Genomic DNA, 14484 nt, shown 5'->3' on the forward strand with positions numbered 1-14484 from the left:
ATGGACAACGAACAGAAGCTGCGGGACTACCTCAAGCGCGCCAGTGCCGATCTGCGCCGGACGCGCCAGCGGGTGCAGGAGCTGGAGGCGGCGGCGAGCGAGCCCATCGCGATCGTGGGCATGAGCTGCCGCTACCCCGGCGGCGTCACCAGCCCGGAGGACCTGTGGCGGCTGGTCGAGGCCGGCGAGCACGGCATCACCGAGTTCCCCGCCGACCGCGGCTGGGACCTCGACGGCGACTTCGCGTCTTCGACGCTGTCGGGCGGCTTCCTGCACGACGCCCCGCAGTTCGACGCCGACTTCTTCGGCATCTCACCGCGTGAGGCGCTGGCGATGGACCCGCAGCAGCGTGTGCTGCTGGAGGCGTCGTGGGAGGCGTTCGAGCGCGCGGGCCTCGACCCGGCGGCGCTGCGCGGCAGCCGCACCGGCGTGTTCGTCGGCGCGATGGCGCAGGACTACGCGGTCGGCCCCGAGGACGGCGTCGAGGGCTTCCAGCTCACCGGAAACACCACGAGCGTGATGTCCGGCCGGCTGTCGTACGTGTTCGGTCTCGTGGGGCCCGCCGTCACCGTGGACACGGCGTGCTCGTCGTCGCTCGTTGCTCTGCATCTGGCCGCGCACGCGTTGCGCGCCAAGGAATGTTCGCTCGCGCTCGCCGGCGGCGTCACCGTGATGTCGAGCCCGGCCACGTTCGCCGAGTTCAGTCGCCAGGGCGGTCTCGCGACCGACGGCCGCTGCCGCTCCTTCGCCGACTCGGCGTCGGGCACCGGCTGGGCCGAGGGCGTCGGCGTGCTCGTGCTGGAGCGCCTGTCGGACGCGATCCGCCACGGCCACGAGGTGCTGGCCGTGGTCCGCGGGTCCGCGGTGAACCAGGACGGCGCGTCCAACGGCCTGACCGCGCCGAACGGTCCTTCGCAGGAACGCGTGATCCAGCAGGCGCTGCTCAACGCCCGCCTCACCGCCGCGCAGGTCGACGCGGTGGAGGCGCACGGCACGGGCACCACGCTCGGCGACCCCGTCGAAGCGCAGGCGCTGCTGGCCACCTACGGCCGCGGCCGCGACGCGGGCAAGCCGCTCTACCTCGGCTCGGTGAAGTCGAACATCAGCCACACGCAGGCCGCCGCCGGTGTCGCGGGCATCATCAAGATGGTCATGGCCCTGCGCCACGGCGTGCTGCCGAAGACGCTGCACGTGGACGCCCCGTCGTCGCATGTGGACTGGACCGAGGGCGCCGTGCGGCTGCTCACGGAGGCCACGCCGTGGCCGGAGACGGGCGAGCCGCGACGGTTCGGCGTGTCGTCGTTCGGCATCAGCGGCACCAACGCCCACACGATCATCGAGCAGGCGCCGGAAGCCGAAGCGACGGAGCAGGAACCCGCTCCCGCACCACTCGCGGCGGGTGCGGTGCCGCTGCTCGTGTCCGGGCGCACCGCCGAAGCGCTGCGGGCCCAGGCGGCCCGCGCCGTGGAGTTCCTCGAAGACAACCCGGACGCGGCCGTGGCCGACCTGGCGCTGTCGCTGGCCACCACGCGGTCCGCGTTCGAGCACCGGGCAGCGGTCGTCGCGGAGGACCGGGACGCCGCGCTGGCCGGGCTCACCGCGATGGCGGCGGGGGAAGCGCCCGCGAGCGTCGTGCCGGCGAAGACGAAGCTCGCGTTCCTGTTCACCGGGCAGGGCGCACAGCGGCTCGGCGCGGGGCGTGAGCTCTACCGGCGTTTCCCCGTGTACGCCGAGGCGTTCGACGCGGTCGCCGCCGAGCTGGACCGCCACCTCGACGGCTCGCTGCGCGAGGTCCTGTGGGGCGAGGACGCCGAGAAGCTGAACGAGACGGGCTGGGCGCAACCCGCGTTGTTCGCCGTCGAGGTGGCGCTGTTCCGCCTCGTCGAGTCGCTGGGCGTCACGCCCGACCACCTGACCGGCCACTCGATCGGCGAGCTGGCCGCCGCCCACGTCTCCGGCGTGTTTTCCCTGGCCGACGCGGCGAAGCTGGTCGCCGCGCGCGGCACGCTGATGCAGGCGCTGCCCGCCGGCGGCGCGATGGTCTCGATCACCGCGGCGGAGGACGAAGTCGCGCCGCTGCTGACCGGCGAGGTGTCGATCGCCGCTGTGAACGGCCCCGGCACGGTCGTCGTCTCCGGTGCGGAGGACGCCGTGCTCGCGGTGTCGGCGCACTTCGCCGAGCTGGGCCGCAAGACGAAGCGCCTGCGGGTGAGTCACGCGTTCCACTCGCCGTTGATGGACCCGATGCTGGCCGAGTTCCGCGCCGTCGTCGCCGGTCTCGCGGCCGAAGCTCCGCGGATCCCGATCGTCTCCACGCTGACCGGCGAGCCCGTGACCGCCGAGCAGCTGTCCACTCCGGACTACTGGGTCGACCACGTCCGCCGCACCGTCCGCTTCGCCGACGCCCTCGACTGGCTCACCGGCCACGGCGTCACGACGATGCTGGAGCTCGGCCCCGACAGCGCGCTGTCCTCGCTGGTCCGAGACGCCGAGGCGTTCGCTTTGCTGCGCGCGAACCGGCCCGAAGACGCGTCGATGGCCGCCGCGCTGGCCGGTGCGCACGGGCGCGGGATCACCGTGGACTGGGCGCGGTACTTCGCCGGCACCGCCGCGCGCCGGCTCGACCTGCCCACCTATGCGTTCCAGCGCCGCCGGTTCTGGCCGAAGGGCGGGATGGCGCAGTTCAACGACGTGCGCGCCGCCGGGCTCGGCGCGGCGCACCACCCACTGCTCGCCGCCGCGGTGACACTGGCCAACTCCGACGGGCTGCTGCTCACCGGCCGGCTGTCCACCCGGACGCACCCGTGGCTGGCCGACCACGCCGTGCGCGGCGCGGTGCTGCTGCCGGGCACCGCGTTCCTCGAGCTGGCGCTGCGGGCCGGTGACGAGGTCGGCTGCGGCCTCGTCGAAGACCTCACCCTGGCCGCGCCGCTCGTGCTGCCCGACCACCGCGCCGTGCAGGTACAGGTGTGGGTCGGCGCGCCGGACGCGGCCGGCCGCCGGGGCGTGAACGTCTACTCGCGGTCCGACGGCGAGGACGAGCAGCCCTGGACCCAGCACGCGGCGGGCACCGTTTCCCCGGGCACCGCGTCGGTCGCCTCCGACGCGGCCGCCTGGCCACCGGCCGACGCGGAACCCGTGGACCTCGACGGCGGATACGACCGGCTGGCCGAAGCCGGCTTCGCCTACGGCCCGGCGTTCCGGGGCCTGCGCTCGGTGTGGCGCCGCGGCGACGACGTGTTCGCCGACGTCGCCCTGCCGGCCGGGCCCGGAGCCGACGCCGGCGCGTTCGGGATCCACCCGGCGCTGCTCGACGCGACGCTGCACGCCCTGCTGCTCGGCCGCCCGGACGGTGGCCCGGCGGGCCTGCCGTTCTCGTGGGAGGGCGTGGCCTTGCACGCGGCCGGTGCGGCTTCGGTCCGCGTGAAGCTCTCGCCCGCGGGCGGCGACGCGGTGTCGATCGCGGTCGCCGACAGCACGGGCGCGCCCGTGGCCTCGGTCGAAGCCCTGACGGTGCGGCCGATGTCGGCCGACGACCTCAACTCCGCCGCGACCGTGCAGCGCGATGCGCTCTTCGCCGTGTCGTGGGTCCGTCCGCGTGGGATTCAGGCCTCCGAGGTGGACGAATCGAATGTCGTGCTCGTGCCGATCGAGGGCACCGGCGACCCGATCGGCGACGCCCACTCGCTGACCGCCCACGCCCTGCGGCTGCTCCAGGACGCGGCTTCGGGCGACCAGCGTCTGGTCTTCGTGACGCGCGGTGCCGTTTCGGTGGCGGGGGAGCCGGTCACCGACCCGGCGGCCGCGGCCGTGCGGGGACTGGTGCGCGCGGCCGAGAGCGAGCTGCCGGGCCGCTTCGGCCTGCTGGACCTGGACGCGGACGGTGAGCCGCCCGCCGAGGTCTACTCCGGTGACGAGCCGGACCTGGCCGTGCGCGAGGGCGTCACCTACGCCGCTCGGCTGAGCCGCGCCGCGCTGCCGGTCGCCCCCGACGTGCTCACGTGGGATCCCGAGGGCACCGTGGTCGTCACCGGCGGCACCGGGGGACTGGGCGCGGTGTTCGCTCATCACCTCGTGGCCGAGTACGGCGTGCGGCACCTGCTGCTGCTCAGCCGTCGTGGCCCGGACGCCCCCGGCGCGGCAGAACTGGTCGCGGACCTGACCGAGGAGGGCGCGGAAGTCACTGTCCTCGCCTGCGACGCGGCGGATCGCGAGGCCCTCGCCGCGGCCCTGGCGTCGGTCGAACGCCCGGTGCGCGCCGTCGTGCACACCGCGGGCGTGCTGGACGACGGTGTCCTCGCGTCGCTCACACCCGAGCGCCTCGACACCGTGCTGCGCCCGAAGGCCGACGCAGCCTGGAACCTGCACGAGCTCACGAGCGACCTCACCGCGTTCGTCACGTTCTCCTCGTTCGCCGGCGTCTTCGGCGCGCCGGGCCAGGGCAACTACGCGGCCGCCAACGCTTTCCTCGACGCGCTCGCCGAGTACCGCCGGGCCCAGGGCCTGCCGGCCGTGTCACTGGCGTGGGGTCCGTGGGCGAGCACCGGCGGCATGACCGGCACGCTGTCCGAAGAGGACCTCAGCCGCATGGCCCGCGCCGGGACGCCCGCGCTGCCGGTGGCGCAGGGCGTGGCCCTGTTCGACGCCGCGCTCACCGCCGGCGACGCCGTGCTCGTGCCCGTCCGCCTCGACCTGCCCGTGCTGCGCTCGCAGGGCGCGGTGCCCCCGTTGCTGCGGGGGCTGATCCGCGGCCCGGCCCGGCGGTCCGTCGTCGCGGGGTCGGCCGCGGTCGGCCTGGCGGAGCGGCTGAGCGGGCTCGGCGAGGCCGAACGCGCCGACGTCGTGCTGGAGCTCGTCCGCGCCCAGGTGGCCGCGGTCCTCGGCCACGGCGGCGCCGACGCGATCGACCCGGCCCGCGCGTTCTCCGACCTCGGCTTCGACTCGCTGACCGCGGTCGAGCTGCGCAACCGCGTGGGGTCCGTGACGGGCCTGCGGCTGGCGGCCACGGTCGTGTTCGACTACCCGACGGCGGCCGCGCTGGCCGCGCACGTCGTGGAGGAGCTGCTCGGTTCGGCCCCGGCGGCGACCGTGGGCACCACTCGCGCCGCGGCGGCCGACGACCCGATCGTGATCGTCGGCATGAGCTGCCGGTACCCGGGCGGGGTGACCTCGCCCGAGGAGCTGTGGCGGCTCGTCACGTCCGGCACCGACGCGATCACCGGCTTCCCGGACAACCGGGGCTGGGACCTGGCCGGGCTGTACGACCCGGACCCCGACAGGACCGGCACCACCTACGCGCGCGGCGGCGGCTTCCTGCACGACGCGCCCGAGTTCGACCCGGCGTTCTTCGGCATGAGCCCGCGCGAGGCCCTGGCCACGGATTCGCAGCAGCGCCTGCTGCTCGAGACGTCGTGGGAGGCGATCGAGCGGGCCGGCATCGACCCGGTGTCGTTGCGCGGCAGCCAGACCGGCGTGTTCGCCGGCGTGATGTACAACGACTACGGCGCGGTCCTCGCGGGTGGTGACTTCGAAGGTTTCCAGGGCAGCGGCACCTCGCCCAGCGTGGCGTCCGGCCGGGTTTCCTACACGCTCGGGCTCGAAGGCCCGGCCGTCACGGTGGACACGGCCTGCTCGTCGTCGCTCGTCGCGATGCACTGGGCCATGCACGCGCTGCGGTCGGGCGAGTGCTCGCTCGCGCTGGCCGGTGGCGTCACGGTGATGTCCACGCCGGCGTCGCTGCTGGAGTTCTCGCGCCAGCGCGGCCTTTCGCCCGACGGGCGCTGCAAGGCGTTCGCCGAGTCCGCCGACGGCGTCGGCTGGGCCGAGGGGGCCGGCATGCTCGTGCTGGAGCGGCTTTCCGACGCGAAACGCCACGGCCACCCCGTGCTCGCCCTCGTGCGGGGCAGCGCGGTGAACCAGGACGGTGCGTCCAACGGCCTGACCGCCCCGAACGGCCCTTCACAGCAACGCGTGATCCGCGCGGCCCTCGCGAACGCGGGCCTGGACACCGGCGACGTCGACGTCGTCGAGGCCCACGGCACCGGCACCACGCTGGGCGACCCGATCGAGGCGCAGGCCCTGCTGGCCACCTACGGACGCGACCGCGAGACGCCGCTGCTGCTCGGGTCGGTGAAGTCCAACGTCGGCCACACACAGGCGGCCGCGGGTGTCGCCGGCGTGATCAAGATGGTCGAGGCCATGCGCCACGGCACGGTCCCGCGAACGCTGCACGTCGACACACCGTCGTCCCATGTGGACTGGGAAGCCGGCGCGGTCGAGCTGGTGCGCGAGGACACGGCGTGGCCCGAGTCCGCCCGGCCGCGGCGGGCCGGGGTGTCGTCCTTCGGCATCAGCGGCACCAACGCGCACCTCATCCTGGAGCAGCCGGCCGCGCCGAAGGCGATCGAGGCGCCGACCACCGACCGGGTGCTGCCGTGGCTGGTCTCCGGCCGCAGCGGAAAGGCGCTGTGCGCGCAAGCCGCCCGGCTGCGGTCCACTGTGGACGGGGCGCACGTCGCCGACGTCGCGCATTCGCTGGTCACCACGCGGTCGGACTTCGAGCACCGCGCCGCCGTGCTCGCCACCGACGCGGAGACCGCGGCCCGCGCACTCGAAGCGCTCGCCGACGGGCGTTCGGACTCCGCGCTCGTCACCGGCGAGACCGGGGCGGCCGGACGGCTGGCGTTCCTCTTCACCGGCCAGGGCAGCCAGCGCGCCGGGATGGGCCGCGACCTGGCCGAGCGGTTCCCGGTGTTCGCACAGGCGCTGAACGAGGTCTGCGGTGCGTTCGACGAGTACCTGGACCGGCCGCTGCGTGAAGTCCTGGCGGCCGGCGACGGCTCGCTCGACGAGACCGGCTGGACGCAGCCCGCGCTGTTCGCGTTCGAGGTCGCGCTCTACCGCCTGGTGCGCTCGTGGGGCGTGAAGCCCGCGTTCCTCGCCGGGCACTCGATCGGCGAGCTGGCCGCCGCGCACGTCGCCGGCGTGTTCTCCCTCGCCGACGCCGCGGCGCTCGTCTCCGCCCGGGCCCGGCTCATGCAGGCGCTGCCCACCGGCGGGGTGATGGCCGCGCTGCAGGCGACCGAGGACGAGGTGACGCCGCTGCTCACCGACGGTGTGGCGATCGCGGCCGTCAACGGTCCCGCGTCCGTCGTGATCTCCGGCGACGACGAGGCCATGACGCCGATCGTCGAGCACTTCGCCGCGCTCGACCGCAAGACCAAGCGCCTGCGGGTGAGCCATGCGTTCCACTCGCCGCGGATGGACCCGATGCTGGCGGAGTTCCGCGCCGTCGCGGCGAACCTGACCTACTCGCCACCGCAGCTGCCGGTGGTCTCCAACCTCACCGGCACCGTCGCGACGGCGGAGCAGCTGTGCTCGCCGGACTACTGGGTGGACCACGTCCGCGGCACCGTCCGCTTCGCCGACGGCGTCCGCGCGCTGGCGGCCGAAGGCGTCGGCACGTTCCTGGAGCTCGGCCCGGACGGCGTCCTCTCCGCGATGACCCAGGAAACCCTGCCCGACGTCGAAGTCGTCGCGACCCAGCGCGCGGACCGGGACGAGGAGCTCACGCTCGTCACCGCGCTCGCCCGGTTGCACACGCGCGGCATCGCCGTGGCGTGGCCGGAGTTCTTCACCGGCGTCGGCGGCCGGCGGATCGATCTGCCCACGTATGCGTTCCAGCACGAGTTCTTCTGGCCCGACACACCCTCGGCTTCGGTGCCGGCGGACCCGGCCGACGAGCGGCTCTGGGACGCCGTGGAACGCGGCGACGCCGGCGCGCTGGCCGGGATCCTGGGTCTGCAGGACGAGCAGCACGCCTCGCTCTACGCGTTGCTGCCCGCCCTCTCGTCGTGGCGCCAGACGCGGCACGAGAAATCGCTGCTGGACTCGTGGCGCTACCGCGTCGAATGGCTGCACCTGCAGCCCTCGGCGCTGCCCGCGCTCGAGGGCACCTGGCTGGTCGTCAGCCCCGCCGACGCGCCGCAGGACGTGGTCGACGCGCTGACCGAGCACGGCGCCGAGGTGCGCACCGGCACCGTCGAGAACCTGGGCGACCTCGACGGGGTCACCGGGATCGTGTCCACGCTGGCCTCGGCCGAGGACGACGCGCTGGCGTTGACGGTCGCGCTCGTCCACGCGCTGGAGGACCACGGCCCGCTGCCGATCTGGACCCTGACCCGCGGCGCGGTCGCCACCACGCCGGACGAGACCGTGACCAGCGCCGCGCAGGCCGCGGTGTGGGGGCTGGGCCGTGTGGTCGCGCTGGAACAGCCCCACCGCTGGGGCGGTCTGGTCGACCTGCCGTCCACTCTGGACCCGGCCGCCGCCCGCCGGCTCGTCGCGGTCCTGGCCGATGCGGAGAGCGAGGACCAGCTCGCGATCCGAGCGAACGGGGTCGCCGGCCGGCGGCTCGTGCGGCACGCGGCGCAGGACCTGCCGCCGGAAGGCGCGTTCACCGCGTCCGGCAGCGTGCTGGTCACCGGCGGCACGGGCGCGCTGGGCGCGGAGGTCGCGCGCTGGCTGGCCCGCAGCTGCGCCGAGCACGTGGTCCTCACCAGCCGTCGCGGCGCCGAGGCACCGGGCGCGGCCGAGCTGGCCGCGGAGCTGGAGGAGCTTGGCGCGCGCGTCACCGTGGCCGCGTGCGACGTCGCCGACCGCGACGCCCTCGCCGGCGTGCTCGCGGAGCTGCCGGACCTGACGGGCGTGGTCCACGCGGCCGGTGTCGGCCAGGCGACGCCGCTGAACGAGATCGATCAGGCCTACTTCGACCAGGTCCTGTCGGCGAAGATCGCCGGCGCCGTCAACCTGGACGCCCTGCTCGGCGACCGTCCGCTCGACTTCTTCGTGCTGTTCTCTTCGATCGCCGGAGTGTGGGGCAGCGCGGGCCAGAGCGCGTACGGCGCGGGCAACGCCTACCTCGACGCGCTGGCCGAGCAGCGCCACGCCCGCGGCCTGGCCGCGACGGCCGTCGCGTGGGGTCCGTGGGCCGAAAAGGGAATGGCGACCGACGACGCGGTCGCGGGTGACCTGCGCCGCCGCGGCCTCGGGATGATGGCGCCCGCCCCGGCCATGGCCGAGCTGCGCCGCGCGGTCGTCGCGGGCGGGCCGGTCGTGACCGTCGCCGACGTCGACTGGGATCGGTACGTGCCGGTGTTCTCGGCGATGCGGCCGAGCCCGCTGCTCGCGGGCCTGGCGGCCGTGCGGGCCGACGAGCCGGAGGCCGAGGCCGGCGAGTTCGCCGCCCGCCTGAGCGCGCTCGGCGAGCCCGAGCAGCTGCGGCTGCTCCTCGACCTGGTGCGAGGCGAGGCGGCGGCCGTGCTCGGCCACGCGTCCTCGGACGAGGTGGGGGAGCGCCGGGCCTTCCGCGAGGCCGGCTTCGACTCGCTCACGGCGGTCGAGCTGCGCAAGCGGCTCGGCGCGCTGACCGGCCTGACGCTGCCCGCGACCCTGGCCTTCGACTACCCCAACCCGACGGCGCTGGCGGAGTTCCTGCGCGCCGAGGTGCTGGGCACCGCCGCCACGGCGAACGTCGTGGCCGCCGCGGGCGCGAGTGACGAGCCGATCGCGATCATCGGCATGGCCTGCCGGTTCCCCGGCGGCGCCGACACGCCGGAGGAGTTCTGGCGGCTGGTCGCCGACGGCGTCGACGCGATTTCCGAGTTCCCCGCCGACCGCGGCTGGGAGATCGACGGCCTCTACGACCCGGACCCCGACCACCTCGGCACCACCTACTCGACGCAGGGCGGTTTCCTGCACGACGCCGGCCGGTTCGACCCCGCGTTCTTCGGGATCTCGCCGCGCGAGGCGCTGTCGATGGACCCGCAGCAGCGGCTGCTGCTGGAGACCTCGTGGGAGGCCTTCGAACGCGCCGGCATCGACCCGGCGACCCTGCACGGCAGCCCGACCGGCACGTTCATCGGCTCGACCTTCCAGGACTACGGCGCCGGGGCCGGCGACGCGGGTGAAGGCCACGTCGTCACCGGCACCCAGCCGAGTGTCCTTTCCGGACGGTTGTCGTACACCTTCGGGCTGGAAGGACCCTCGGTCACCGTCGACACCGCCTGCTCGTCTTCGCTGGTCGCGCTGCACCTGGCGTGCCAGTCGCTGCGCGGCGGGGAGAGCACGCTGGCGCTGGCCGGCGGCGCGACCGTGATGGCCAACCCGGGCCCGTTCGTCGCCTTCAGCCGCCAGCGCGCGCTGGCGCTCGACGGGCGCTGCAAGGCGTTCGGCGACGGCGCCGACGGCATGACGCTCGCCGAGGGCGTCGGCATGCTGCTCGTGGAGCGATTGTCGGACGCGCAGCGCAACGGGCATCCGATCCTCGCCGTGGTGCGCGGTTCCGCCGTGAACCAGGACGGCGCGTCCAACGGCCTCTCGGCTCCCAACGGCCCCGCGCAGCAGCGCGTGATCCGCCAGGCGCTGGCCAACTCCGGCGTGCGCACCGAAGACGTGCAGGTCGTGGAGGCGCACGGCACCGGCACCGCGCTCGGCGACCCGATCGAGGCGCAGGCGCTGCAGGCCACCTACGGCCGGGACCGCGACCCGGAGCAGCCGCTGCTGCTCGGCTCGGTGAAGTCGAACATCGGCCACACGCAGTCGGCGGCCGGCATGGCGAGCGTGATCAAGATGATCATGGCGATGCGGCACGAGGTCCTGCCGCGGACGCTGCACGCCGGTGACCGGTCGGCCCACATCGACTGGACGCCCGGCACGGTGCAGCTGCTGACCGAGGCCGCCGCGTGGCCGCGCGGCGGCCGGCCGCGGATCGCGGCGATCTCGTCGTTCGGCATCAGCGGCACCAACGCGCACACGATCCTCGCCGAGCCGCCCGCGACGGAGGTCCCCGACCACGCGGACGAGCCCGAACGCCTGGTTCCGCTCGTGGTGTCGGCGCGAAGTGACGCGGCGCTGCGCGAGCAGGTCGTGAACGTCGCTTCGACGCTCGAAACCGCCGACCCGCGTGACGTCGCCGCCTCCCTGCTGACCACGCGGGCCCGGTTCGAGCACCGCGCCGTGGTGCTCGGCACGGGCCGGGACGAGCTGCTCGCCGGCCTGCGGGGCGACCTGCCCACCGCGGTGCGCGGGGTGGCCGACGTCGAGGGCAAGCGGGTGTTCGTGTTCCCGGGCCAGGGTTCTCAGTGGGCGGGCATGGGTGCGCAGCTGCTCGCCGAGTCGCCGGTGTTCGCGGAGCGGTTGCACGAGTGCGCTGCGGCCCTTTCGTCTTTTGTGGATTGGTCGTTGCTGGATGTGCTGCGGCAGGTCGAGGGTGCGCCGACGTTGGAGCGCGTGGATGTGGTGCAGCCGGCGTCGTGGGCGGTCATGGTGTCGCTGGCTGCGTTGTGGCAGGCCCACGGCGTGGAGCCCGACGCTGTGGTCGGTCACTCGCAGGGCGAGATCGCCGCCGCGTGCGTGGCCGGTGCACTGTCGCTCGAAGACGCGGCCCGCGTGGTGGCGCTGCGCAGCCAGGCCATCGCGCGGACACTCGCGGGCCACGGCGGGATGATGTCCGTGGGCCTGCCCGTGTCCGAAGTGGAGCCGCGCCTGCCCGAAGGCGTTTCGATCGCCGCGGTCAACGGGCCGACGTCCGTCGTGGTGGCTGGCGACCCGGACGCGCTCGACCGCCTGCACGCCGAGCTGACGGCCGAGGAAGTCCGCGCCCGCAAGATCGCCGTGGACTACGCGTCGCACTCCGCGCACGTCGAGGCGATCGAGACCGACCTCGCCGAGGCGCTGGCCCCGATCACGCCGCGGGTTTCCGCCGTCCCGTTCTACTCGACGGTGACCGGCGGCTGGCTCGACACGACGGAGATGGACGCGAGCTACTGGTACCGCAACCTGCGGGGCCGCGTCGGCTTCGAGCCCGCCATCCGCGCGCTCGCCGAGGACCAGCACCGCGTGTTCGTGGAGATCAGCTCGCACCCCGTGCTGACCATGCCGGTGCAGGAGACCCTGGAAGGCGCGGGCCGCACGGCCGTGACCGGGACGTTGCGCCGCGACCAGGGCGGGCTGCAGCGCTTCCTGACCTCGGCCGCGGAGGTCTTCGTCCGTGGCGTGCCGGTGGACTTCACGCCGTACACCGGCGGCGGCCGGCCCATCGAGCTGCCGACCTACGCCTTCCAGCACCAGCACTTCTGGGCCGTCCCGGCCGAGCCGGAGCCCGTGGTGCACGCCGACCCGGCCGACGCCGAGTTCTGGGCGGCCGTGGAGGGTCAGGACCTCGACTCGCTCACGGCGAGCCTCGACGTCGACGGCGCCTCGCTGGCCGCCGTGCTGCCCGCGTTGTCGAACTGGCGCCGGCGCCGGCAGGACGCGTCCACAGTGGACTCCTGGCGGTACCGGCCGGTCTGGAAGCCGCTGACCGGGCTGCCGAGCGGCATCCTGTCCGGCACCTGGCTGCTGGTCACGACCGAGGACCACGAGAGCGCCGAGATCGCCCGGGGCCTGCACGCCGCCGGCGCGCGGGTGCGGACGCTGGTGCTCGACGAGTCCTGCAGCGACCGCTCCGTGCTCGCCGGACGGCTGCCGGTGGACGAGGAGATCACCGGCGTCGTCTCGCTGCTGGCGCTCGCCGAAGCGCCCCACGGCGAGTTCCCGGAGCTCGCGAGTGGCCTCGCGCTCACCGTCGCGCTGGTCCAGGCGCTCGGGGACGCCGGGCTCGACGCTCCGCTGTGGACGGTCACCACCGGTGCCGTCGCCACCAACCGCGCCGACACCGTGACCCACCCGGCCCAGGCGCAGGTGCACGGCGTCGGCTGGACCGCCGCGCTGGAGCACCCGGATCGCTGGGGCGGTGTGGTCGACGTTCCGGAGCAGCCGGACGAACGCGCGGTCGCGCGCCTGGTGACCGTGCTGTCCGGCGCGACCGGGGAGGACCAGCTGGCCGTGCGCGCGTCGGGGGTCTTCGCCCGCCGAGTCGTGCGGGCTCCGGCCGGGACGACCGAACGCGCGTGGACGCCGGCCGGCACCACGCTCGTCACCGGCGCGACCGGGACGCTCGGCCCGCACCTGGCCCGCTGGCTCGCCCGCGAGGGCGCGCCGCACGTCGTGCTCACCAGCCGCCGCGGCCTCGACGAGCCCGGCGCGCGCGAGCTGGTCGCGGAGCTGGCCGAGCTGGGCACCGAGGCCGACGTCGTGGCCTGCGACATCAGCGACCGCGCTCAGGTCGAGGCAATGCTCGCCGGGCTGCGCGACGCGGGCCGCGAGATCCGCAACGTGCTGCACACGGCCGCGTTCATCGGCCTGCAGACGCTGGCCGAGACGTCGATCGAGGCGTTCGCGGAGGTCATCCGCGCGAAGGTCGTGGGCGCGCGGCTGCTCGACGAGCTGCTGCCCGAGGACCTCGACTCGTTCGTGCTCTACTCGTCCACCGCCGGTATGTGGGGCAGTGGCCAGCACGCCGCCTACGTGGCGGGCAACGCGTTCCTCGCCGCGCTCGCCGAGCACCGCCGCGCCCGCGGCCTGCGGGCGACGTCGGTCTCGTGGGGCATCTGGGCCGACGACCTGCAGCTCGGCCGCGTCGACCCGGCGCAGATCCGCGGCAGCGGCCTGGTGTTCATGGACCCGAAGCTCGCGCTCTCGGGCCTGCGCACGGCGCTCGACGGCGACGACACCGTGGTCGCCGTGGCCGATGTGGACTGGGACCGCTACCACGCGGTGTTCACCGCGATGCGCCCGACGAACCTGTTCGCCGAGGTGCCCGAGGTCAAGCTGCTGCAGGCCGCCGAACAGGAGACCGCCGGCACGGTGGCGGAAGGCGAGTTCGCCGCGCAGCTGCGCGCGCTGAGCCCGGCCGAGCAGGAAGACCGGCTCCTGGCGCTGGTCCGCACCGAGGCGTCCGCCGTGCTGGGGCTGGCCGATCCGGCGGACCTGGCCGAGGAACGGGCGTTCCGCGACGTCGGCTTCGACTCGCTCACGGCCGTCGACCTGCGCAACCGCCTCGCGACCGCGACCGGGCTGACGCTGCCGACCACGATGGTGTTCGACTACCCGAACCCGTTGGCACTGGTGGAGTTCCTCCGCACCGAGGTCGCCGGTGCCACCGTGGCGACCGGCGGACCGGCGGCCGCGATCGCGACCGACGAGCCCATCGCCATCATCGGCATGAGCTGCCGCTACCCGGGCGGCGTCGGTTCACCCGAGCAGCTGTGGGAGCTGGTTTCCCAGGGCCGTGACGTGATCTCCGGCTTCCCCGCCGACCGCGGCTGGGACGCCGACGCGATCTTCGACCCGGACCCCGACGTCAACGGCAAGACCTACTCGACCCAGGGCGGGTTCCTGCACGACGTCGCCGACTTCGACGCGGGTTTCTTCGGGATCTCGCCGCGGGAGGCGCTGTCGATGGACCCGCAGCAGCGGCTGCTGCTGGAGACCGCGTGGGAGGCGTTCGAACGCGCCGGTCTCGACCCGTCGGCCCTGCGCGGCAGCCTCACCGGCACGTTCATCGGCGCCAGCTACCAGGACTACGGCGAGAGCGCCGCGGCC

1 protein-coding gene (only partly in view) is annotated in these 14484 nt (G+C 74.5%); it reads left to right on the forward strand.

What is annotated here, in order from left to right; translation table 11 throughout:
• Positions 1 to 14484 carry the 5' portion of a type I polyketide synthase gene (locus AB0878_RS21750; RefSeq protein ID WP_366582064.1) on the forward strand. The gene runs 12921 nt beyond the window's last position, so the window shows 14484 of its 27405 coding nt (coding positions 1-14484); its start codon is at positions 1 to 3; the stop codon falls past the right edge of the window.

The organism is Amycolatopsis sp. NPDC047767 (assembly GCF_040704195.1).
In the GTDB taxonomy this organism is placed as follows: Bacteria; Actinomycetota; Actinomycetes; order Mycobacteriales; family Pseudonocardiaceae; genus Amycolatopsis.